Genomic DNA, 21,456 nt, shown 5'->3' with positions numbered 1-21,456 from the left:
CGTCAGCAGACCGTGTATTTGCCGCCGGCGAGGTCGCGGCAGAAAACGTTGATGCCGGCCAGTTCCCGATCGACGACGTCGCGGACCTTACGCTCCACGGCGCCGCGGCGCACGCCCTTCGCGAGGATGATCTGGGCCGCGGTGATCGGCTGGTCGATCGGCTTGCCGATCTGACTGACCATCCAAATGTACACTTCGCGGATGCCCGAGACTTCTTCGTACACCTTTTGCGCCACCTGATGCGTGAACACCGAATAGATCTTGCCGACGTGCGACACGGGGTTCTTGCCCGCCGCCGCCTCCGTGCCCATCGGCCGGTTGATCGCGATCACGCCGTTGACCTTGTTGCCGCGGCCGACCTGCCCGCTGTCGCCCGACTCCGCGGACGTGCCGAGCACCGACAGGTACACGCCGTTCTGCCCGCGCCCCGGCTCATCGAGCGTGTTGAGGTCGAAGTGCACCCGCTCCAGGGTCGTGCGCTTCTTCAGAAACTCCACGACCGACTCGTGCAGCTGGCGCTTGCGCCGGAAGTACTGATCCTCGCCCTCGACGAACCGGTCGACGAACGCCACGGCCGCGGTGAGGCGCAGCTCCGGCCCAAGCCGCACGCCCATCACCTTGACGTCCTCGCCGGCCTCCGGAAACTCTTCCTTGAACGTTCGGGAGTTGATGTACTGCTCGGTCTCCCGCACGATCCGCTCCGTCTCGGTCATCGGCCAGTATCCGACCGCGGCGGAGGTATCGTTGGCGCCGGTGGTGTCGCGGCTGAAAATGTCGACCAGTTCGGCGGACCCCGGCTTGAGCTCGAGCTGGTAGGTCACGTGCGGGCCGTCCTGGTCGTCCGGCCCGCCGGGATCGACGAATCGTAGATTCTCGCGGATCCAGTGTTTCGCGGTCCGGATCGCGATCTCGCGAATCGGCAGCTCGCGCCCGTTGATGCCGTATGTGGCCCGGTCCCCGAAAATGAGGCGCATCGGTTCACGAATGGAACCGCCGCCGAACCGCGTGTCGGCGTCGCCGGCGACGAGGAACGCTTTGTCGATGTTGTGGTGCAGGATGTGCCCGAACTGGCTGATGTACTCCTTGCTCAACTCAACGGACACGCGATCCATGATCGCGTCACAGATGGAGTCCGGATGCCCCACCCCTTTGCGCTCGACCATCTCCACCTGCAGCTCGCCGACCGGCACCCCCGGCAGCGTTTCGACCTTGATATCACGCATCGCGCTACTTCCTCCACCCGTAGATTCGACCATGCTGGTTCGCCGCACCGCCCCGAACCCCTGCGGGCGCGCGGCGCTGCGCCGCCGTGACCGGCGCGCGTGTGTGCGGGGATCTCGTCGCGAAGCAGAAGCGGCGGCAACCGGACCGGCCGCCGCCGGCCGACCTAGCTCTCCGCCGCGCCGCCGCCGCCGCCGACGGGTGCCGGCACGCCGGCGTCCGCCGCCTCGGCCTGCTTCTCGCGGACCACGACCTCGACTTCCTTCATCAGGCCTTCGAGCAACTGCGCTTCCGGAAGGCTGGCCACGATACGCCCGCGCTTGAAGATCAGGCCCATGCCTTTGCCGCAGGCGACGCCGAGATCGGCCATCCTCGCCTCGCCGGGGCCGTTCACCGCGCAACCCATCACCGCCACCTTGACCGGCACGGGGTAGACGGCGAGCCGCCGCTCCACCTCTTCGGCGAGCCCGACGATGTCCACGTCGGCGCGGCCGCAGGACGGACACGCGACCAGGATCGGCCCGCGCATCCTCAGGCCGAGCGACTTCAGGATCTCGAACCCCGCTTTGATTTCCTCGACGGGATCGGTCGCGAGCGAGACGCGGATCGTGTCGCCGATGCCGCGCGAGAGAATCGCGCCGAGCCCGACCGCGGACTTGACGGTGCCGGCCCACGTTGTCCCGGCCTCAGTGATGCCGACGTGCAGCGGGTACGCCGTGCGCTCCGAGATGGCGGTGTAGGCGTCGAGCGCCATCTCGACGTCGCTGGCTTTGACCGACACGACGATGTCGTGGAAATCGAGGTCCTCGAGGATCCGGATCTCGTCGAGGGCGCTGTCGACCAGCGCCGCGGCGCAGGGCTCCCCGTACTTTCGCAGCATCTCCTTGGAGAGCGAGCCGACGTTCGCGCCGACCCGGATCGGCACGCCCCGGGCCTTCGCCTCGCGCGCGACGGTCCGCACGCGGTCGTCGCTGCCGATGTTGCCGGGATTGAGCCGCAGCTTGTCGACGCCGCCGACGAGGGCCGCGAGCGCCAGCCGATAGTCGAAGTGGATGTCGGCGACGAGCGGCACGTGAATGCGGGCCTTGATCGCGGGAAGCGCGTCGGCGGCCGCGCGATCCGGCACCGCCACCCGCGCGATCTCACACCCGGCCTGCTCGAGCGCCAGGATCTGGGCGACCGTGGCGTCGGCGTCGCGGGTGTCGGTCGTCGTCATCGATTGGACGGCGATCGGAGCGCCGCCGCCTACCGGCACCGGTCCGATCTGCACCCGCCGCGTCTCGGTCCGATTCATCGGCACTATTGTAGCACGGTCATGCTAAGGCAGCGTTAAGTGCACGGGATGCAGCACGTCCCGCACGGTGAGCGCCAGAATCAGACACAGCAGCAGCGCGAGGCCCACGAGATGGACGTAGCCCTCACGGCGCGGATCGACGGGGCGCCGGCGCAGGCCCTCGACCACGAGGAACGCGGCCCGGCCGCCGTCGAGCGCCGGCAGCGGAAACAGATTGAACAGTCCGATGATGATGCTGAAGAACGCGGTGAAGTACAGGAACGTCTCGCCGCCCGCGTGGGCGGCCTGGCCGAGCACGTTGACCGCGGTCACCGGACCGCCGAGCTCGCCGAGCAGCCGGCCGGACTGGATCAGATTGCCGAGCGCCGCGAGATACGCGCCCGCGTCGCGAAACGTCGTCACGGCCCCCCAGCCCACCGCCCGCACGGGATCGAGGCGGCCGCGCACCACGGTCGGCGAGAACCCGGTGATCCACACCTTCTGCCGGGGATCGAAGCGGGTCCGCACGTGCAGGATGAAGCGCCGCGGGCCGCGCTGCACGAGGATCGCGAGCGTCCGGTCGCCGCTGCGGTGGATCAGGTCGATCATCTGCTGGCCGTCGCGCATCGGCCGGCCGTCGACGGAGATGATCGTGTCCCCGGTCTGGAGGCCGGCCTGCGCCGCGGGGTAGCCGGGCACGAGTGTGCCGACCCGCGTGCTGACGCGCAGCGGGATGCCGTAGGATGTCGCGACCGCCGCCAGCAGCACGATCGCGAGCACGAAGTTCATCGCCGGACCGGCCAGCACGACGGCGAGCCGCCACGCCACCGACTTGCCGCGGAAGGTGCGCTCCGGCGGGACGTCGGGACTGTCCGCGTCCTCGCCCGCCATGTTCACGTAGCCGCCGATCGGCAGCAGGTTGAGGCTGTAGGTGGTCTCGCCGCGGGTGAATGCGACGAGCCGCGGGCCGAACCCCATCGCGAACGCGTGCACGAGAATGCCGGCCCGCTTCGCCACAATCAGGTGGCCCAACTCGTGCACCAGGATCATCAATTCCAAGGCCAGCACGGCCAGGATTATCGTCGACACACCGGATCCCCCGTTTCGTTCATCCTTATGATCTCCATTATGCCGCACACACCGCCGCTACAGCGGCGCGGGCCTCGCGATCCGCCGCAACCACGTCCGCGAGCGATGCGGCGGGACGGGGCACGTGGGCGTCGAGCGCACGGCGAACCGCCGGGGCGATGTCCGTAAACCCGATGCGGTCGTCGAGAAAAAGCCGGACCGCGGCCTCGTTCGCGGCGTTGAGAGCCGCGGGGGCGGTGCCCCCGCGCCGCAGCGCTTCGCGGGCCAATCCGAGACACGGAAACCGCGCTTCGTCGGGCGCCTCGAACTCGAGGGCCCCGAGCGCGCGAAGGTCGAGGCGGGCGATCGCCTGCGGCAGGCGCCGCGGATACGTGAGCGCCGTTTGAATCGGCAGCCGCATGTCGGCCGGTCCGAGCTGCGCCAGGATCGAGCCGTCGACCATCTCCACGCAGGAGTGCACGATGCTCTGCGGATGGATCACGACGTCGATCCGCTCGGGCGCCACACCGAACAGCCAGTGCGCCTCGATGATCTCGAGGCCTTTGTTCATCAAGGTGGCGGAGTCCACCGTCACCTTCGGACCCATCTGCCACGTCGGATGCCGCAGCGCGTCCTCGCGCGTTACCCGGGCCATCGCGTCGGCGGGCGTGCGGCGAAACGGTCCGCCGGACGCGGTCAGCCACAGGCGCGCCACGTCGGCGGACGGCCGTCCCTCGAGACATTGAAAAATCGCCGAATGCTCGCTGTCGACGGGCAGGAGGCGCCGTCCCGCGCGGGCGGCGGCCTCCACGACGAGCGCGCCCCCGGCGACGAGCGCCTCCTTCGTCGCCAGCGCGACGTCCGCGCCGGCGCGCAGGGCCGCCAGCGTGGGAGGCAGTCCGGCGACGCCTTCCACGGCGACCATGACGAGATCCACGCCCGAGGCCGCCAGACGGTCGAGCCCCTCCGGACCGGAGAGCACCTCGCCGTCCCAGCCCGGGACCGCCGCGCGCAGCGCTTCGGCATCCTCCCGGCGTTGCAGGGCCGCCGCCGCGGGCCGGTATTTTCGAATCTGCCCGGCCAGCGTCGCGACGTCGCGGCGCGCCGCGAGGGCCGCCACCTCGATCTCGACACCCGCGCCGCACAGCCGGTCGACGACGTCGAGCGTCGCCCGCCCGATCGAACCGGTCGATCCCAGCAGCGCGATCCGCCGCCTCACAGACCGAGCCACCCCCGCATCACCGCGTATCCCGTGACCGCCGCGAACAGGAGCCCGTCAAAGCGGTCGAGCATGCCGCCGTGGCCCGGCAGCACCCACCCGGCGTCCTTGACCCCGACCTCACGCTTGATCGAAGACTCCCACAAATCCCCGACGATGCTGGCGCCGGCGCACAACCCGCCCACCGCGACGGCGAGCGCGACCGGAACCGCCCCGGCCCACGCGAACGCCAAGCCCGCAAGCATGCCGGCCGCCACCCCCGCGACGGCGCCCTCGCGGGACTTATGCGGGCTCACGAGCGGCAGCAGCTTGTGCCGGCCGATGCTGAGCCCGACGAAGTACGCGGCGCTGTCCGCGGCCCAGACGGCGCAGATCACCAGCAGCACCGGGATTGCGCTGGGCCGCCCGCCGGGGAAGACCGGCAGCGCCCGCAGCCGGATCAGGTAGGTCGCGAGATACGCGACGTAGAGCACACCGAGGAGCGTGAGCCCCGTGTTGACGAGCGAGCGGTCGGGATGGCCGCGACGCAGCTGCGTCAGGATCGTGTAGACGAGCAGCACCGGCAGCACAAGCGGCGCCCAGCGGGCCGGCCATGCGCCCGGCCACGCCGCGGCGACGGCAAGCCACAGGCCCGCGGCGAGCCCGGCCTCCCAGATCGGCTGGTAGCCGGCGCGCGCGGCCATCCGGTAGAACTCGAGGAGCCCCACGACGATTAGGATGCCGACGCCGGCGAGCAGCCAGGGCCCGCCGAGCAGCGCCAGCGCGACGACGAGCGGCACGCCCCACACCGCGGTCAGCGCCCGCTGCGCGAGCGTGCGGCCGCGCCCGGCCGCGGAGACCCCGGCGTCGTCGCGGCGGACCGCCGCCGCGACGTCCTGCGCGCTATCCACGGTCCACGCCTCCGAAGCGCCGCTCGCGGGCCTGGTAGGACACCACCGCTTCGACCAGATGCGCGGGCGTGAACTCCGGCCACGGCACGTCGGTGAAGTACAGCTCCGTGTACGCGGCCTGCCACAGCAGGAAGTTGCTGAGCCGCTGCTCCCCGCCCGTGCGAATCAAGAGATCGGGGTCCGGCAGGTCCGGCGAGAACAGATGGCGCGCAATCGTCCGCTCGTCGATCGCGTCCGGGGTGAGCCCGCCCGCGGCGACGACGCGCGCGATCCGGCGGACCGCTTCGGTCAACTCACGGCGCCCGCCGTAGTTCAGCGCGAGGTTGAGCGTGATCGTGCGGTTGGCCTGCGTGAGGGACGTGACGCGCCGGATCGCATCCTGCACCGCCGGCGGCATCTCCTCGACCAGCCCGGAGGCGCGAAAGCGGACCCCGTTCGTGTGCAGCTCCTGGGCTTCGCCGTCCAGGGACTCGAGCAGGAGCGCCATCAGGGCGTGCACCTCGTCCGCCGGGCGCCGCCAGTTCTCGGTGCTGAACGCGTACAGGGTCAGGATCCCGATGCCGCACTCGCACGCCCCGCGCAGCACGTGACGCAGCGCCTCCCGGCCGGCGCGGTGGCCCTCCACACGCGAGAGTCCGTGCCGCTCGGCCCAGCGCCCGTTGCCGTCCATAATGATGGCGACGTGCCGCGGAATCCGCGTCCGGTCGAGCACCGCGGCCGCGTCCATCTTGTCGAGGGCGCCCGGTACGGCAGATTCGGCCTCCCCGTCACGAGGAGGCCGAGTCCGTGCGGCCCCGGAGCCCGACGCGTTCACGTGCGCGCGTCCTCGTTCGCGACGCCGCCCCCGCCCTGATCGGAGGTGAGGCGCCGCGCTTTGGCTCGCGCCGCAGGCCCAGAGGCAGTGCCACCGGTCCCGGAGGTTTCGCTGCGCTCGCCGGCGATCACCAACGCAATGCGCCCGCCGGCCGCGCGCTGCCGCAGTACGCGGAAGGGCGGAAGCAGCCCGCGCCGGGGCGGATGCGTCTCCGTCGTTTCGACGTCGCTCCATCCGGCCTCGGCGAGGACCGCGCGCGCCTCGTCGAGCAGATACCCCACCACGTTAGGGGGCGCGGCGCGCATCAGACCTCGGTGATCTCCTTCTCCTTGGCCGCGAGCAGGGTGTCGATTTCCTTGATGTACTGGTCGGTGACCTTCTGCAGCTCGTCCTGGTACCGGCGGGCATCGTCCTTCGACAGGTCGCCGGCTTTCTCGAGCCGCTCCAGCTTCTCCCGATGGTCGCGCCGGATGTTGCGGACCGCCACCCGGCCGTCCTCGGCCTGCTTGTGCACGACTTTGACCAGCTCTTTGCGCCGGTCGCCCGTGAGTGACGGGATCGGCAGCCGGATCACCGCCCCATCCGTGGACGGGGTGAGCCCGAGCTCGGACTTCAGAATCGCGCGCTCGATCTCTTTGATCAGCGCTTTGTCCCAGGGCTGGATCACCAAGAGGCGCGCCTCCGGCACGGACACGTTGGCCACCTGGGTGACGGGCGTCGCAACGCCGTAGTAATCGACGCTCACGCGGTCAAGCAGCGCCGGGCTGGCGCGCCCCGTCCGGACCCCCGCGAACTCCCGCTTGGTGGCGTCCACCGCCTTCTGCATGTGGGTCTTCGCATCAGCGACGACCGCGTGCATCGGCGCTCCCTCCCCCAACCAGCGTCCCGATCTCTTCGCCGAGCACCGCGCGCCCGAGATTCCCCGGCCGCGCGATATCGAACACGATGATGGGCATCCCGTTGTCCATGCACAGCGAGGTCGCCGTGGCGTCCATGACCTTCAGGCCGCGGTTGAGGACCTCCATGTAGTCGAGGGTCCGGAACCGGACGGCGTCGGGGTACTCCCGCGGGTCCTTGTCGTACACGCCGTCGACGCCCTTCTTGGCCATCAGGATCGCGCCGGCCTCGATCTCGATCGCGCGGAGGGCGGCCGCGGTGTCGGTCGTGAAGTACGGGCTCCCCGTGCCGCCCGCGAAGACGACGACCCGCCCCTTCTCCAAATGGCGGATCGCGCGCCGCCGGATATAGGGCTCCGCGACCTGGTGCATCTCGATGGCGGTCTGGACGCGGGTCTCGAGCCCTTCGCGCTCCATCGCGTCCTGGAGCGCGAGCGCGTTGATGACGGTGGCGAGGAGACCCATGTAGTCCGCGGTCACCCGCGCGACGCCGGTCCGGGCCGCCACCTGCACGCCGCGGGCGATGTTGCCGCCGCCGACGACCAGCGCCACGTCGACACCCGACTGCCGGACGGCGCGGACTTCCCGCGCCACCAGGTGCAGCACGTCCGAATCGAGGCTCTTGTCACCCGAGCCGGCGAGCGCCTCCCCGCTGAGCTTGAGGAGGACGCGGCGGTACCGCGGCGCCGGCCCGTCGGTCATGCTTCGCCGAGCTTGAACCGGGCGAACCGGCGGATCTTGATGTTCTCCTTCGTGCGCGAGATCGCGTCGTGCACGACCTCGCCCACGGTCCTCGGCTTGGCGCCCTCGTCGCGAATGAACGGCTGATCGAGCAGGCACACGGTCGAGAAGTACTTCTCGAGCTTGCCCTCGGCGATGCGGGCCGCGATCGCCTCCGGCTTGCCGTCCGCGATCGCCTGGGCGACGTAGGCGGCGCGCTCCGAGTCGAGGGCGTCCACGGGGATCTCCTCGCGCGAAACGTAGCGGGGATCCGTCGCGGCGATCTGCATCGCGATGTCGCGCGCCAGCGTCTTGAACTCCTCGGTCCGCGCGACGAAGTCCGTCTCGCAGTTGATCTCGACGAGCACGCCGAGACGGCCCCCGGCGTGGATGTACGAGGTGACGATGCCGTCGTTCGCGACGCGGCCGGTCCGCTTCGCCGCCGCGGCCAGGCCCTTGGCGCGCAGCACCTGCACCGCCTTCTCGACGTCCCCCGCGCACTCGGCGAGCGCGTTGCGGCAGTCGATGATGCCGGCGCCCGTGCGCTCCCGCAGCGCCTTGACCTGCGCGGCCGTCACTTCCGTTGCTGCGCCCTTGCGGTCCGGCATCAGGCCTGGACCTCCTGCTCCTCGGCGGGTTCTTCCACCACTTCCTCTTCGCCGGGCAGCGGGGCCATCGGCGCGGGCTCGACGCCCTCCGCCTCCGCGGCCGCCTCTTCCTCGACGATCTCCGCCTTGCGCCGCTCCTCGTAGCCCTCGAGCGCCGCGTTGGCGATCCGGTTCGTGATGAGGCGCACCGCGCGGATCGCGTCGTCGTTGCCCGGAATCGGGTACGCCGCCTCGTCCGGGTCGCAGTTCGTGTCGATGATGGCCACGACCGGCACCCCGAGCTTCCGCGCTTCGGCGATCGCGATATGTTCCTTGCGCGTGTCGACGATGTACACCGCCGACGGCACGGCGCGCATCGTCGCGATGCCGCCGAGGTACTTCTCGAGCCGCGCGAGCTCGTCCATCAGCTGCGTCTGCTCGCGCTTCGGCAGGATCTCGAGCGTGCCGTTGTCCCGCATGTCCACGAGTTCGTGCAGCCGCTCGATCCGGCTCTTGATCGTGGAGAAGTTCGTCATCATGCCGCCGAGCCAGCGCTGGTTCACGTAGAACTGGTGCGCCCGGGTCGCCTCCTCGCGGATGGCGTCCTGCGCCTGCTTTTTCGTGCCGACGAACAGCACCGTGCCGCCCTGCGCCACGGTGTCGCGCACGAACCGGTAGGCCGTGTCAATCAGCGGCACCGATTTCTGCAGGTCGATGATGTGGATCCCGTTGCGCTGGGTGAAAATGAACGGAGCCATCTTCGGGTTCCACCGGCGTGTCTGGTGCCCGAAGTGCACCCCGGCTTCCAACAACTGCTTCATCGTCACAACGGCCACAATACTACCTCCCGTCCGGTTTTAGCCTCCGCCCGGATCATCCCGCCCCGGAACCCGGAGTACGCATTACGCGTCCCCGGGCACCGCCGGCGCGGTCACGCGGGCGTGTGAGAATCCTCGACGTAGTATAACACACGCCGTGCAGCGACGCGTGCGCATAGACAACGGTAAGAGACCTCGACCGCCTAGTCGGGGCGAGGGCTCCCGGCGAAGGCCGTTCGGAATACCGAGCCGGCCTGAGATGGGAGTCCTCGTAACGGGGAAGTCGGCCCGGTCTCGAACCGATCGCCTTACAGGACGTAGCGGCTGAGATCGCGGGTGTCGAGGATGCCGCGGAGGCGCTCGCGGACGTAGGTGGCGTCGATGACGACGCGGGCCGGCGCCTCGGGCGCGGCGAACGACAGGTCCTCGGTCACCTTCTCGAGGACGGTGTGCAGGCGGCGGGCCCCGATGTCTTCCGTTTCGCCGTTCACTTCCTGCGCGATGCGGGCGAGCTCGCGGATCCCGTCGTCGGGAAATTCGACCGCCACTCCCTCCGTCGCCAGCAGGGCCGCGTACTGCTTGGTCAGCGCGTTGGACGGCTCGACCAGAATCCGCACGAAGTCCGCCTCGGTGAGCGGGGCGAGCTCGACGCGGATCGGCAGCCGCCCCTGCAGCTCGGGAATCAGATCCGAGGGCTTGCTGACGTGGAAGGCGCCGGCCGCGATGAACAGCACGTGGTCGGTGCGCACCGGCCCGTACTTGGTCGTAACGGTCGAGCCCTCGATGATCGGCAGGATGTCGCGTTGCACGCCCTCCCGCGACACGTCGGGCCCCGCCCCGCCCTCCCGGCCGGCAATCTTGTCGAGTTCGTCGATGAAGACGATGCCGGCCTCCTGCGCCCGCCGGACGCCTTCGCGGACGACCTCATCCATGTCGATCAACTTCTGGGCTTCTTCCGAGGTCAGGATCCGCAGCGCCTCAGCGACGGTCGTGCGCCGGCGCTTCCGGCGCCGCGGCAGGATCGTGCCGAACAGATCCTGGAGGTTGACGCCCATCTCCTCGACGCCCTGGCCGGAAAAGACCTCCAGCGTCGGCGTCGACGTTTCCTCGACGTCGAGTTCGACCTGGTCGCGGTCGAGCTCGCCCCGGTCGAGCCGGTCGCGCATCGCCGCCCGCCGGGCCGCGAGGTCGCCGGCCTCGACCCCTCCGGCCGCGGCGGTGCCGGCCGGAGGCTCGGGTACCTGCCCGGGCCGCCCGCCGAAGAGCACCTCGAGCGGGTTCGTGAGGCCCGCCTCGCGGCGCGGGGCCGGCACCAGAATCTCGATCAGGCGGTCCCGCGCATGGGCCGCGGCGCGCTCCTGCACGGCCTCGACGCGTTCGGCCTTCACCATCTGCACGGCGGTCTCGGCGAGATCGCGGACCATCGAGTCGACGTCGCGGCCGACGTAGCCGACTTCGGTGAACTTGGTCGCCTCGACCTTGACGAACGGCGCCCCGGCGAGCCGGGCGAGCCGCCGCGCGATCTCGGTCTTGCCGACGCCGGTCGGCCCGATCATGAGGATGTTCTTCGGAATGACCTCGTCCCGCAGCTCCGGCCCGAGGCGGCTGCGGCGGTACCGGTTGCGCAGCGCGACCGCGACCGCCCGTTTGGCCGGCGCCTGGCCGACGATGAACTTATCGAGCTCCTCGACGATCCGGCGCGGCGTCAGCGTCTCGATGGAGAGCGCGGGGTCGGGACGGCCGTCCGGCGGACGCACCGCTAGTCGAGCACCTCGACCGTCACCTGGTCGTTGGTGTACACGCAGATCTCGGCGGCGATGCGGAGGGCCTCGCGGGCCACGCCCTCGGCGTCGAGCGAGGAGTGCTTGAGGAGCGCGCGCGCCGCGGCCAGCGCGTACGGACCGCCGGACCCGATCGCCGCCACCCCGTCGTCCGGTTCGACGATGTCCCCGCTGCCGGACAGGACGAAAAGGTGGCTCTTGTCGGCGACCACGAGCAGCGCCTCGAGGCGGCGGAGCACGCGGTCGGACCGCCATTCCTTCGCCAGCGTCACGACGGCGCGGGTGAGATCGCCGCGCGTTTCGCGCAGCTTCTCTTCGAGCCGGTCGTAGAGCGTCAGGCCGTCCGCGGCCGACCCGGCGAACCCGAGCAGCACGCCGTCGCCCGCGCGCCGGACCTTCCGCGCGCCGTGCTTAAGCACGGTCGATCCGACGGTGACCTGCCCGTCGCCGGCGACGGCCACGCGACCGCCGCGGCGCACCGCGACAACGGTCGTGGAACGGATGGCGAGCCGGTGGCGCGCACGCTCCATGACGCGTGCCGCCTCAGGGACGGGCGCCGGCGTGCTCCGCCTCGCGCGGCTGGGGGACTTCCTTGTAGGCGCACTGCTTGTTGCTGCAGACGATCGTCGGCGGGGTACCGCGGCGCGCGCGCTTCGCGACCAGCATCGAGCCGCAGGTGGGGCACATCCGTCCGGTCGGCCGGTCCCATGACACGTAGGTGCAGGCCGGATAATTCGCGCAGCCGTAGAAGACGCGGCCCTTCCGCGTCCGCCGCTCGACGACCTCGCCGGCGTCCACCGGACAGCGCACGCCGATCCCGACCGGCCGGGTGTACGAGCACTCGGGATACCCGGAGCACGCGATGAATTCCCCGTAGCGGCCGCGCCGCTTGACGAGCGGCTTGCCGCACCGCGGGCAGGCCTCGCCGATCTCCTCCGGCGTCATCTCGACCTCTTCGATCGCCTGCTCGGCCTTCGACAGCTCGTTCGAAAACGGCCCGTAGAAGCCGGCCAGCAGACCGATCCAGTCTGCGGCGCCCTCTTCGACTTTGTCGAGGTTTTCTTCCATCCGGGCGGTGAACTCCACGTCGAGCACGTTCGGGAAATGCTCGACGAGCAGCGCGTTCACCAAGGTGCCGAGGTCCGTCGGATAAAACCGCCGGTCCTCGAGCTCGACGTATCCGCGGTGCTTGATCGTCTCGATGATCGGCGCGTACGTGCTCGGCCGGCCGATGCCGCGCTCCTCGAGCGCGCGCACCAGCGTCGCCTCGGTATAGCGGGGCGGCGGCTGCGTGAAGTGCTGCTGCGGATCGAGGCCGAGGAGGCGCAGCATTTCGCCGGCGGTGAGGTCGGGCAGCCAGCCCTCCGGTGTCTCGTCCTCGTCCGTGTCGCGGCCCTCCAGGTACACGCGCAGGAACCCGGGGAACTTCACGCGGGACCCGGTCGCGCGGAACAGGTACGGACCGGCGGTGATGTCAACCGCCAGGGTGTCCATCACGGCGGACGCCATCTGGCTCGCCACAAACCGCTCCCAGATCAGCTTGTAGACCTTGTACTGGTCGGCCTTGAGGTGCGGCCGGACCGCATCCGGCGTGCGGAGCACCGACGTGGGCCGGATCGCCTCGTGCGCCTCCTGCGCGCCGCGGCGGGAGGTGTAGCGGCGCGGCTTCTCCGGCACGTACTCGGCGCCGTAGGCGGCGGCGACGTACTCCCGCGCCTGCTGCTGGGCCGACTCGGCAATATTGACCGAGTCGGTGCGCATGTAGGTGATCAGGCCGACTGTGCCCTCCGACCCGACGTCGAGGCCCTCGTACAACTGCTGGGCCACAACCATCGTGCGGGCCGCGGAGTACCCGAGCTTGCGGTTCGCCTCCTGCTGCAGCGTGCTCGTGGTGAACGGCGCGGCCGGGTTCCGCTGCTGGTCCCGCCGGCGGACCTCGCCGACGACGTACGGCAGCCGCTCGAGCTCCGCGACCAGCGCCTTCGCCTCGGCCTCGCCGCCGATCGAGATCTTCTCCGACCCCTTGCCGATGAGCTTGGCCTGGAACGAGGCGTCGGCCACCGGCGGGGTCGCGGCCCCGGTCTGGATGAGCCGGGCGGTGATCGACCAGTACTCCTGTGGAACGAACGCTTCGATTTCCTTTTCGCGTTCGACGATGAGGCGCACGGCGACCGACTGCACCCGTCCCGCGCTCAGGCCGCCCCGGACCTTGCGCCAGAGCAGCGGGCTGAGCTTATATCCAACGAGGCGGTCCAGGATCCGGCGCGCCTGCTGGGCATTGACGAGGCTCGTGTCGATGCTGCGCGGATGCTGGAGGGCCCGGCGCACGGCGTCGCGCGTTACTTCATGAAACTCGATCCGCTTGATCTTGTCGTTCACCGGTCCGAGGATGTTGGAGAGGTGCCAGGAGATGGCCTCGCCTTCCCGGTCGGGATCGGTGGCCAGGTAGACCGTCGAGGCCTTTTTGGCCGCCGACTTGAGCTCTTTGATAATCGGACCCTTGCCCTTCGGCACCAGGTACTTCGGCGCGAACTCATGTTCCACGTCCACGCCGAGCTGGCTGCGCGGGAGGTCCTTCACATGTCCCATCGAGGCCATGACGTCGTACCGGCCGTCGAGGAGCTTCTTGAGCGTCCTCGCCTTGGTCGGTGATTCGACGACGACCAGTGATCTCGCCACTCTATCCCTCCGGTTGCTTCGCCGCCCGGCCGCGGCCGGGCGGTGCCTGACAGATGGTGCGTCGGCTGCCGTATGTTACTTCCATATAAATAACGGCATCGTCGGTGGATTCTATACCCCAACCTTTGTTATTGTCAAATTTACGGGGTCCGGGAGGCCGGGTCGGCGGCGTACAATCCGCCCGTCATCCGACGGACGAGCCCGCGCATTTCGAGCGCCACGAGCGCCGCCGCGGCGGTCGAGACGTCGAGCCCGACCGAGGCGGCCAGCCCGTCCACCGGCCGCGCCTCGCCGTCTTCCAGCGCGGCAAGCAAGCGCCGCTCGGCCGGCGCCAGCCCGAGGGCGGCGGTCCGGCTCGCTGCGCCGGGCGGTCCCCCGGTCGCCGGCCGGCCGAGCGCAGCCAGCACGTCCTCCGGGCCCGTGATGATCTTGGCGCCGGCCGCGAGCAGCCGGTGGGGCCCCCGACTGGCCCGCGCGTACACGTTGCCCGGCACGGCGAACACCGTCCGGCCCTGCGCCGCGGCCAGCCGCGCGGTGATCAGCGCGCCGCTCCGCACGTCACCCTCGACGACGATGACCACATCCGCCAAGCCGCTGATGAGGCGGTTTCGGGCTGGGAAGGCGCCGCGCTCCGGCGGCGCGCCCACCGGCGCCTCGGCGAGCACGCCGCCGTGAACACTCATCGCCTGTATCAAGGTCCGGTGCTCCGGGGGGTACGCCACGTCAACCCCGCATCCGAGCACCCCAACGGTCGATCCGCCGATCCGAACGACTGCCCGGTGCGCGGCCGCATCGATCCCGCGGGCGAGGCCGCTCACGATGGTGATGCCGAGTTCGGCCAGGGCGGCCGCGAGGCGCTCGGCCACGCCGAGGCCGTATGCCGTGGCGCGCCGTGTTCCGACGATCGCGACCGCCGGCCGATCGTCGGACCACCCTCCGCGCACGTACACGACGGGCGGGGACGCGGGAATGCCCCGCAGCCGGGCCGGGTAGCCGGCGTCGAGCCACGTGACGACTCGGGCGCCGGCGCCCGCCGCCCTTTGCAGTTGACCGTCGACCAAGTTCGCACCGCGGGCCGCCACGATCGCCGCGGCCGTGGCGGGCCCAATGCCGCGTACGCGGGCGAGCGCCTCCGGCGAAGCCGTCCACGCGGCGCCGGGCGATCCGAAATGTGCGATCAGCCGCGCGATGCGGACGGCGCCGAGCCCGCGCACGAGCGACAGGCCCACGAGGCACCATCGCTGCCGCTCCGAGGATTCCACCACGCCTACCCCCGTGCGCGCCAGGGCTGCCGCGCGAGCACAATCGCGTCGACGGCCGCGGCGCCGCCCTCGTCGAGCAGCACACGCGCGCACTCTGCGACCGTGGCGCCGCTCGTCAAGACATCGTCGACGATCAGCACCTGGGCGCCGCGCACGAGGCGCGTGGGGAACGCGAGCGCCACGGCGCCGCGCACGGAATGCCATCTCACTCGTTCGGACTGTCCCCGCCGGGCCGGCCGCGGACGGCGCTGTACGAGCAGCGGCGGCGCGAGGTCGTCCAGCGGGACCGTCCGCCAAACCGCGGGACGCGCGTCGAGGTAGATCGCCGTCAAAGGATGCGCGGGCCGGCCCGCGAGATTCGCCCGATGAAACGGCACCGGCAGCACCAGATCGTAGCGCCGCCGCGCTTCGGCTTCGAGGAGCCACCCGGCCAGCACACGGCCGAGCGCCACGATGGCCCATCGTTCAACCCGCTTCGCCGCGAGCACGAGCCGCTCGACGTCGCCGCTCTTGTAGCCGAGGACCGCGTCCGCGCGCCGGATGGGCGACCATCCGCGCCGGCAGCCGAGGCTCCGGCACGTCCCGCCCGTGCGGCGCTGGGCGCAACACGGGCACGCATCGAGCGCGATCAACCTGACGCAGGACGCGAGACAACTCGGAGCAATCGGGTAGCCGCCGCCGCAGCGCGCGCACGGCCGATCCGTAGGCGTGGCGTGCGCGCGGAGCACCCGCCACAAGCCGCCGGGTGAGGCATCCGGGACGGCCCCCTCACCCGTTCGCGAACCCCTCCGAATCGGCGGCCCGATCCAGGGTCCGGTACCCGATCGCCTCGGCCACGTGGCGCGCGTCGATCGCCGCCGCGTCGTCGAGATCCGCGATCGTACGCGCCACACGCGCCAGGCGATGATAGGCCCGCGGGCTCAAGCCGAGCCGGTCGACGGCACGGCGCAGCAGCGCGCGAGGCTCCGGCGCGAGGGCGCAGCTTGCGCGCGCGAGCGCCGCCGGCATCGTCGCGTTCACGGCCCCCGCGATCCCGAACGCGCTGCCGCGCACCGTCTGCAGCGCGCGCGCGCGAAGCACCCGAGCGCGCACGTCCGCGGAGCGCTCGGCGGCGGCCGCCGCCAATTCGTCCCCGGTCAGCGGCGGCACTTCGACGTGTAGATCGATCCGGTCGAGCAGCGGCGCGGAGACGCGCGCCCGGTAGCGGGCCCGCTGCGGCGGCGTGCAGGTGCAGACGCGCCGCCGATCGCCGAGATTCCCGCACGGGCACGGGTTCATCGCGGCCACGAGCATACAGCGCGCCGGCATCGTCACCGTGCCGGTCACGCGAACCACGACCACCCGCCCTTCCTCCAACGGCTGCCGCAGCGCCGCCAGCGCATCGTGGTGAAATTCCGCGGCCTCGTCGAGAAACAGGACGCCCAGGTGGGCCAGGCTCACCTCGCCGGGCACCGGCGGCGTCCCGCCGCCCACGAGCGCCTGCACGCTCGTCGCGTGGTGCGGCGCCCGGAAGGGGCGAACCGCGAGCATTGCGGGCGCCGCGGGCAGCCGGCCCGCGGCGCTGTACACCCGCGTGACCTCGATCGCTTCGTCGAGCGACAGCGGCGGCAGGATCGTCGGCAGCCGCCGCGCGAGCATTGTCTTGCCGGTACCCGGCGGTCCGATAAGGAGCAAGTTGTGCGCGCCCGCGGCCGCGATCTCGAGCGCGCGGCGCGCGTGGGCGTGTCCACGTACCTCGGCGAGATCCGGCTCTTCCGTGCCCTCGCCGGCGGACCCGCGCGCCCACTCCGGACCCGCGGCACGAGCCAAAGACGCGCCGGCCATCATGAACTCGGAGCCGGCCGGCGCGCGCGCGGAGATGCGGGTGGCCGGCTGAACCGGCAGGGCGCCGCGGCCCGCCAGCGCGGCAACGAGCGCGGCCAGCGCCGTGACCGGGTGAACGGTCAGGCCCTCCACGAGCGCCGCCTCCTCGGCGTTCGCGGCCGGGACGAGAAGGGCACGGGCCCGCCGCGCGCGGGCTCCGAGGGCGATGTTGAGCACGCCGGGCACAGGCCGCACGCTGCCGTCGAGGGAGAGTTCGCCGACGACGACGCAGCCGGCAAGCGCCTGCGGCGGGATCTGCTGGGTGGCTGCGAGAAGACCGAGGGCGATCGGCAGGTCGAACGCGGGACCCACCTTGCGCAGGTCCGCCGGCGCAAGGTTCACCGTCACCCGGCGCGCCGGCATCTCGTAACCGGCGTTGCGAATCGCGGACCGGACGCGCTCGCGCGCCTCCCGGACGGCGGCATCGGGCAATCCCACGATCGCGCACATGGGAAGACCCGCGCCGACGTCCACCTCGACCTCGACCGGCACCGCGTCGACGCCGACCACCGCCGCACTGTGTACGCGCGCAAGCATGATGCCTCGGTATTAGTATAGTAGTTAGATGTTGATATGTCTAGATATCCTACCTTCACCGGGCTGCGCCGGCGCGCGGCCGAAGCGCGGCGGTGCGGATAGGGTAAGTTACTGACAAGTACTCTCAGTCTCAATCGGTCGGTCCTGTTTCCCCGGGCGAGGACGCGAACGGTGTTTGAGCGGAGGCACAGCAGCTGTCATGACGCTTCTGTGGCCGGAAGTACTGCTCGCATACCTCCACGTGCCCGTGCTCGTCGGCTTCTACGTGTGGGTGATCCGCCGCGGCGCGGCGGAGTCGGTACGCTACCCCACCCTCGATCTGGCGGTCCGGGCGGTCGCGGCCGGGCGGCCCCTGCGCCGGCACGTGCCCGCGGTCTGCTACCTGATCACGCTGTGCGCGACGATTTTCGCGCTGGCGCGTCCGGTCTGGCCGATTCCCGTTCCGGATAATCAGACCGCCGTCATGCTCAGCTTGGACGTGAGCGGCAGCATGATCGCCACCGACGTCTATCCCAGCCGCATCGCGGCGGCGAAGAAGACCGCGACGGAGTTCGTGCGGGGCCTCCCCGCCGGCGCCAAGGTCGGCCTGGTGAAGTTCAGCACCCGCGCCACGCTGATCACGCCGCCGACCGACGATCACGACCGCGTCATCGCGGCGCTCGCCGAGCTTCGGCCGGAAGCGTCGACCGCCATCGGCGACGGCCTGCTCACGGCCGTTTACGCGCTCCCCGGCCGCGGCGCATTCGATCCGGCGGCGCAGGTGGCCGGCCCGCCGGCCGCCGCCGTGGATCCGGCCACCCTGCCGCCCGCGGCCGTCGTCTTGATGAGCGACGGCGGCAACAACACCGGCAGCGCGCCCGACAAGGCCGCGTTCGTCGCCCGCCGGCTGCACGTGATCGTCCACACACCGTCGGGCTTGGGTCGCCCCAGGGCACGGTGCCCGACGTCGAAAGCCACGCCCCGGGCGAGGCGCTCGACGAGAACACGCTGAGGAAGATCGCCGCGGCCGCCGACGGCACGTACCATCGCGCGGCGTCGGAAGCGCAGCTCTCCCGCGCGTACGCAGGGCTCGGCCGCACGATCGCGTGGAAGCGGCGGCCCGAAGAGGTAAGCGGCATCGTCTCCGCAGCCTCCGGCGTCCTGCTCGGCGGCACCCTCCTGGCCGCGGCGCTCTGGCGGCGGCTGGACTGACGAAACGCGCGTCCCCGATCACCAACGGGCGGAGATGAGGTGCGGCCCGCCGCCTCGCGGAACGCGCGTTTGGCCCCGGCGCGCGGGAGGAACGTACGAAAGAAGAGCCGGCTCACCACGTTTCCGGCCCGACGATCTCGTCAGGAGGCTGTTATGGCACGGTACGGAAAGTCGGCACAGCGGCGGGTCAAGAGCGCCATGCAACGCCGCAAGCGCGGCACCCTGCGCAGCGGCCGGTCGGGCAAGAAGGTCACGAGCCGCAAACAGGCAATCGCGATCGGGCTGTCCGAAGCCCGGCGCAAGGGCGGCAAGGTTCCGGCGCGCAAGAAGAGCTCACGGAAGAAAGCGGCGCGGCGCCGCCGTTAGGCAGAGCGACAGCCTCGCTCGTCCCGCTCCGCCGCTACGGCATACCCGTTCGCGCTCGTAATAACCGCCTGGCGCCGGCGGCCGGCAGGTGGTCGATCCTCGGCGCCCGCGCCGCGTGGACGCTCGTCAGTTTCGGGTCTTTCGCGTTCTGGTCGAAGAACGGACCGGTTCGGGCGGATCGGGCCGTGCCCCGGGGCCGATAGCCGGGTCGTCCGGCCGCTCGGCGACCGCCTCGCGCTCGACGCGCGCGAGCAGCGCACCGACCTGCTGCGTGAGCGCTGCGCCGAGCAGTGGGTCCGCCATCCGGCCCGCGAGACCCGGCAGGCGGATTTCCATGTCGCACGTCAGGTCCGTGCCGCTGCCGGCGTCGCGGCAGGCGATGTCCAGGCGGAACACCGGGCCTCGCGCGCCCTCCGGCGACGCGAGCGCAAAGTCTCGGCCCGCGACGTAGCGGGTGACGTCGGCGACGATCTCGGCCGTGGCCCCACCGGTCCCCGGCGCGAACTCGAGAACCACGCGCCGGGGACCGGTGTCTCCTCGCTCGACACGCACGCCCCCAACCCGCGGGTCGAGTTCGGCGATCCGCGCCGGATCCGCGACCAGCGCGAACACCCGGTCGCGGGGGGCGTCGATGTGAACGGCTCGGGAGACGCGCGCCATGTGCTCCCTCCTATAGCGGCCCGCTGCACGTAAGAGTTACCCTGTGGGTCCGTGTTTCGCACCTGCGCCGCGCACGGAAGGGACCGTCAGGTTAAGGCCGGAGGCGGGGAGCCTAGGCTCCCCGCCTCCGACGGACTTTAGAGCGCGTTACCGCGCGGCGGCCCGCGCCCGCCTGCGGCCTCTGGTCCGCGCCCGGGCCGTCACGGTGCGGCGGACGCCCCTCCCCCTGCCGCTCCGCCGCGCCCCGGCCTTTCGGGCTGCCGGGCGACGCCCGTTTCCGAGTTTGATCGTTTTGGACACGATGCCGCGGAACTCGCGGTCATCGAGCAGCGCGTGCTTCTTGAGCGACGCCGCCTTGACCGCGGCGAGAATGGTGTCGATCCGCGGGTCGTCGCTCTCGATGGCCACGCCCATCGCCCGGAGGCGGTACGCGATGGAATCGCGGCCGTTGCCCTTGCCGACCACGATGTCGGCTTCCGGCTGCCCCACCATGCTCCAGTGGAACGGGAACAGCTCGACCGGGTTGTCCGCTTTGCAGCGCGAGAGCCACGAGCTGATGATGCCGGACTCCACCTTGAACAGCATGTCGCCCACGATCGGCCGGTTGCTCGGGATCTGGAACCGCGCGAGCTTCTGGACGAGGCGGCTGAGGTCGTAGAGCTTCTCGTACCGGATGCCGAGATCGACGCCGTAGAGCACGCGCAGCGCCATCGCCACGTCTTCGAGCGCCGCGTTCCCGGCCCGCTCGCCGAGGGACGACACGGTGACGTGGGCCACCGGCACGCCCATCGCGAGCGAGGTAATCGTATTGGCGGCGGCCATACCGAAATCATCGTGGAAATGCGTCTCGAGCGGCTTGGTAATCCGCGCCTGGACTCGCCGGGTGAACTCGGCGATCGCGTGGGGGGAGCATCCTCCGAACGTGTCGACGAGGCCGAGCGCGTCCATGTGGCCTTCCCGCGCCACGCGCTCGATCAGGTCCAGGAACCACTCCGGCTCCGCGCGGGTCCCGTCGATCGGAAAGAACACGGTGTACAGGCCCTGGGACTTGGCATACTGCGTGGCCTCGATGCTGAGGTCCACGGCCCGTTCCAGGGGCCATCCATACGCCTCTTTGATGATGTGCTGCGACGAGGGAATCTCGATGACGATCCCGTCGACGCCGCAGTCCACAGCCTGCTTGACGTCGTTGACCATGCACCGGCAGAACCCGAAGATCTTCGGCCCAAGCTTCCGGCGGACGATCTCCTTGATCGCGCCGGCGTCGTCCTTGCTGACGGAGGGCATGCCCGCCTCGATCCGGTGGACGCCGACTTCCGCGAGCGCCTCGGCAATGCGGATTTTGTCGTCTTTCGTGAACACGACGCCGGCCTGCTGCTCGCCGTCCCGAAGCGTGATGTCGTGGAGCTCGATCCGGTCGGCAAACTTCACCGACGACGTGACGGCCGGCGCGTAATTATACGGACTGACGAACCAGCGGTTGTCGTTCTTCCATGGTTCCATGCGGACACTCCCCCCTGCGGATTCTCGGTACGGCACGAACGGTGAGCGTTACGGAGACACACCGTGCCGGCTCGACGATGACGCTTGCGCGCGAACGAGTGCACGATA

At 70.7% G+C, this 21,456-nt stretch carries 22 protein-coding genes; 3 read left to right on the top strand and 19 right to left on the bottom strand.

Annotated elements, in window-relative coordinates; all coding sequences use genetic code 11:
- Positions 1–2: 2 nt before the first annotated feature.
- The 17 genes from VKT83_17585 to VKT83_17505 all read right to left on the bottom strand — a co-directional run bounded on the left by VKT83_17585 (position 3) and on the right by VKT83_17505 (position 17,628).
- On the bottom strand, positions 3–1,223 hold the full coding sequence (locus VKT83_17585; protein ID HLY24281.1) for a methionine adenosyltransferase: 1,221 nt from the start codon (positions 1,221–1,223) through the stop codon (positions 3–5).
- 164 nt (positions 1,224–1,387) lie between these two features.
- Positions 1,388–2,515 carry a flavodoxin-dependent (E)-4-hydroxy-3-methylbut-2-enyl-diphosphate synthase gene (gene ispG, locus VKT83_17580; protein HLY24280.1) on the bottom strand — a complete coding sequence of 376 codons (1,128 nt, stop codon included), beginning with the start codon at positions 2,513–2,515 and terminating at the stop codon, positions 1,388–1,390.
- Positions 2,516–2,539: 24 nt separating this feature from the next.
- Positions 2,540–3,583 (bottom strand): M50 family metallopeptidase, encoded by a 1,044-nt coding sequence (locus VKT83_17575; protein HLY24279.1) that lies wholly within the window; start codon positions 3,581–3,583, stop codon positions 2,540–2,542.
- 37 nt (positions 3,584–3,620) lie between these two features.
- Positions 3,621–4,781, bottom strand: coding sequence for a 1-deoxy-D-xylulose-5-phosphate reductoisomerase (locus VKT83_17570; GenBank protein ID HLY24278.1), 1,161 nt, complete (start codon positions 4,779–4,781; stop codon positions 3,621–3,623).
- The gene (locus tag VKT83_17565) at positions 4,778–5,671 is read right to left on the bottom strand and encodes a phosphatidate cytidylyltransferase (GenBank protein ID HLY24277.1); all 894 of its coding nucleotides are present in this window, start codon (positions 5,669–5,671) and stop codon (positions 4,778–4,780) included. The genes VKT83_17570 and VKT83_17565 overlap by 4 nt, the downstream gene beginning before the upstream one ends.
- On the bottom strand, positions 5,664–6,398 hold the full coding sequence (locus VKT83_17560; protein HLY24276.1) for an isoprenyl transferase: 735 nt from the start codon (positions 6,396–6,398) through the stop codon (positions 5,664–5,666). Before VKT83_17560 ends, VKT83_17565 begins: the two co-directional genes overlap by 8 nt.
- An 83-nt stretch (positions 6,399–6,481) precedes the next feature.
- On the bottom strand, positions 6,482–6,790 hold the full coding sequence (locus tag VKT83_17555) for a PASTA domain-containing protein (GenBank protein ID HLY24275.1): 309 nt from the start codon (positions 6,788–6,790) through the stop codon (positions 6,482–6,484).
- Positions 6,790–7,344, bottom strand: a complete 555-nt coding sequence (gene frr / locus VKT83_17550; protein HLY24274.1) for a ribosome recycling factor — start codon at positions 7,342–7,344, stop codon at positions 6,790–6,792. The genes VKT83_17555 and frr overlap by 1 nt, the downstream gene beginning before the upstream one ends.
- The gene (gene pyrH / locus VKT83_17545) at positions 7,325–8,083 is read right to left on the bottom strand and encodes a UMP kinase (protein ID HLY24273.1); all 759 of its coding nucleotides are present in this window, start codon (positions 8,081–8,083) and stop codon (positions 7,325–7,327) included. The genes frr and pyrH overlap by 20 nt, the downstream gene beginning before the upstream one ends.
- Positions 8,080–8,709: a translation elongation factor Ts gene (tsf, locus tag VKT83_17540; GenBank protein HLY24272.1), complete on the bottom strand. Its 630-nt coding sequence runs from the start codon at positions 8,707–8,709 to the stop codon at positions 8,080–8,082. The genes pyrH and tsf overlap by 4 nt, the downstream gene beginning before the upstream one ends.
- Complete coding sequence (gene rpsB, locus VKT83_17535; GenBank protein HLY24271.1) at positions 8,709–9,524, bottom strand: 30S ribosomal protein S2; 816 nt, start codon at positions 9,522–9,524, stop codon at positions 8,709–8,711. Before rpsB ends, tsf begins: the two co-directional genes overlap by 1 nt.
- A gap of 290 nt (positions 9,525–9,814) precedes the next feature.
- Entirely contained in the window at positions 9,815–11,224 is a 1,410-nt protein-coding gene (hslU, locus tag VKT83_17530; GenBank protein HLY24270.1) for an ATP-dependent protease ATPase subunit HslU, read from the bottom strand.
- Positions 11,225–11,265: 41 nt separating this feature from the next.
- Positions 11,266–11,817 carry an ATP-dependent protease subunit HslV gene (gene hslV / locus VKT83_17525; protein HLY24269.1) on the bottom strand — a complete coding sequence of 184 codons (552 nt, stop codon included), beginning with the start codon at positions 11,815–11,817 and terminating at the stop codon, positions 11,266–11,268.
- Positions 11,818–11,830: 13 nt separating this feature from the next.
- Positions 11,831–13,966, bottom strand: a complete 2,136-nt coding sequence (topA, locus tag VKT83_17520) for a type I DNA topoisomerase (GenBank protein HLY24268.1) — start codon at positions 13,964–13,966, stop codon at positions 11,831–11,833.
- A gap of 140 nt (positions 13,967–14,106) precedes the next feature.
- Positions 14,107–15,231 carry a DNA-processing protein DprA gene (gene dprA, locus VKT83_17515; protein HLY24267.1) on the bottom strand — a complete coding sequence of 375 codons (1,125 nt, stop codon included), beginning with the start codon at positions 15,229–15,231 and terminating at the stop codon, positions 14,107–14,109.
- A gap of 2 nt (positions 15,232–15,233) precedes the next feature.
- Entirely contained in the window at positions 15,234–15,956 is a 723-nt protein-coding gene (locus tag VKT83_17510; protein ID HLY24266.1) for a phosphoribosyltransferase family protein, read from the bottom strand.
- A 40-nt stretch (positions 15,957–15,996) separates the two neighbouring features.
- Positions 15,997–17,628: a YifB family Mg chelatase-like AAA ATPase gene (locus VKT83_17505; protein HLY24265.1), complete on the bottom strand. Its 1,632-nt coding sequence runs from the start codon at positions 17,626–17,628 to the stop codon at positions 15,997–15,999.
- A 199-nt stretch (positions 17,629–17,827) separates the two neighbouring features.
- On the opposite strand from VKT83_17505, the gene VKT83_17500 reads away from it, so the two are divergent.
- The 3 genes from VKT83_17500 (at position 17,828) to VKT83_17490 (ending at position 19,185) form a co-directional block, all read left to right on the top strand.
- Entirely contained in the window at positions 17,828–18,619 is a 792-nt protein-coding gene (locus VKT83_17500) for a VWA domain-containing protein (GenBank protein HLY24264.1), read from the top strand.
- Positions 18,565–18,819 (top strand): hypothetical protein, encoded by a 255-nt coding sequence (locus VKT83_17495; GenBank protein HLY24263.1) that lies wholly within the window; start codon positions 18,565–18,567, stop codon positions 18,817–18,819. Before VKT83_17500 ends, VKT83_17495 begins: the two co-directional genes overlap by 55 nt.
- Positions 18,820–18,972: 153 nt before the next feature.
- Entirely contained in the window at positions 18,973–19,185 is a 213-nt protein-coding gene (locus VKT83_17490; GenBank protein ID HLY24262.1) for a DUF6496 domain-containing protein, read from the top strand.
- Positions 19,186–19,311: 126 nt separating this feature from the next.
- Here VKT83_17490 and VKT83_17485 read toward each other — a convergent pair whose 3' ends face one another.
- Together VKT83_17485 and VKT83_17480 are read right to left on the bottom strand one after the other, a co-directional pair.
- Positions 19,312–19,845, bottom strand: a complete 534-nt coding sequence (locus VKT83_17485; GenBank protein HLY24261.1) for an SRPBCC family protein — start codon at positions 19,843–19,845, stop codon at positions 19,312–19,314.
- Positions 19,846–19,992: 147 nt separating this feature from the next.
- Positions 19,993–21,348: a pyruvate carboxyltransferase gene (locus VKT83_17480; GenBank protein ID HLY24260.1), complete on the bottom strand. Its 1,356-nt coding sequence runs from the start codon at positions 21,346–21,348 to the stop codon at positions 19,993–19,995.
- Between the last annotated feature and the right edge of the window lie 108 nt (positions 21,349–21,456).

The organism is bacterium (assembly GCA_035308905.1).
Taxonomy (GTDB): domain Bacteria; phylum Sysuimicrobiota; class Sysuimicrobiia; order Sysuimicrobiales; family Segetimicrobiaceae; genus DASSJF01.
Note: the sequence above shows the minus strand (reverse complement) of the source record. Positions and strands in the feature narration are given on the sequence as shown.

What these genes read in the sequence shown, in the direction of transcription:
- VKT83_17585 (HLY24281.1), bottom strand. Translation starts at nt 1,223, where the DNA reads ATGCGTGATATCAAGGTCGAAACGCTGCCGGGGGTGCCGGTCGGCGAG.
- ispG (HLY24280.1), bottom strand. Translation starts at nt 2,515, where the DNA reads ATGAATCGGACCGAGACGCGGCGGGTGCAGATCGGACCGGTGCCGGTA.
- VKT83_17560 (HLY24276.1), bottom strand. Translation starts at nt 6,398, where the DNA reads ATGGACGCGGCCGCGGTGCTCGACCGGACGCGGATTCCGCGGCACGTC.
- VKT83_17555 (HLY24275.1), bottom strand. Translation starts at nt 6,790, where the DNA reads ATGCGCGCCGCGCCCCCTAACGTGGTGGGGTATCTGCTCGACGAGGCG.
- frr (HLY24274.1), bottom strand. Translation starts at nt 7,344, where the DNA reads ATGCACGCGGTCGTCGCTGATGCGAAGACCCACATGCAGAAGGCGGTG.
- pyrH (HLY24273.1), bottom strand. Translation starts at nt 8,083, where the DNA reads ATGACCGACGGGCCGGCGCCGCGGTACCGCCGCGTCCTCCTCAAGCTC.
- tsf (HLY24272.1), bottom strand. Translation starts at nt 8,709, where the DNA reads ATGCCGGACCGCAAGGGCGCAGCAACGGAAGTGACGGCCGCGCAGGTC.
- hslV (HLY24269.1), bottom strand. Translation starts at nt 11,817, where the DNA reads ATGGAGCGTGCGCGCCACCGGCTCGCCATCCGTTCCACGACCGTTGTC.
- VKT83_17505 (HLY24265.1), bottom strand. Translation starts at nt 17,628, where the DNA reads ATGCTTGCGCGCGTACACAGTGCGGCGGTGGTCGGCGTCGACGCGGTG.
- VKT83_17500 (HLY24264.1), top strand. Translation starts at nt 17,828, where the DNA reads ATGACGCTTCTGTGGCCGGAAGTACTGCTCGCATACCTCCACGTGCCC.
- VKT83_17490 (HLY24262.1), top strand. Translation starts at nt 18,973, where the DNA reads ATGGCACGGTACGGAAAGTCGGCACAGCGGCGGGTCAAGAGCGCCATG.
- VKT83_17485 (HLY24261.1), bottom strand. Translation starts at nt 19,845, where the DNA reads ATGGCGCGCGTCTCCCGAGCCGTTCACATCGACGCCCCCCGCGACCGG.
- VKT83_17480 (HLY24260.1), bottom strand. Translation starts at nt 21,348, where the DNA reads ATGGAACCATGGAAGAACGACAACCGCTGGTTCGTCAGTCCGTATAAT.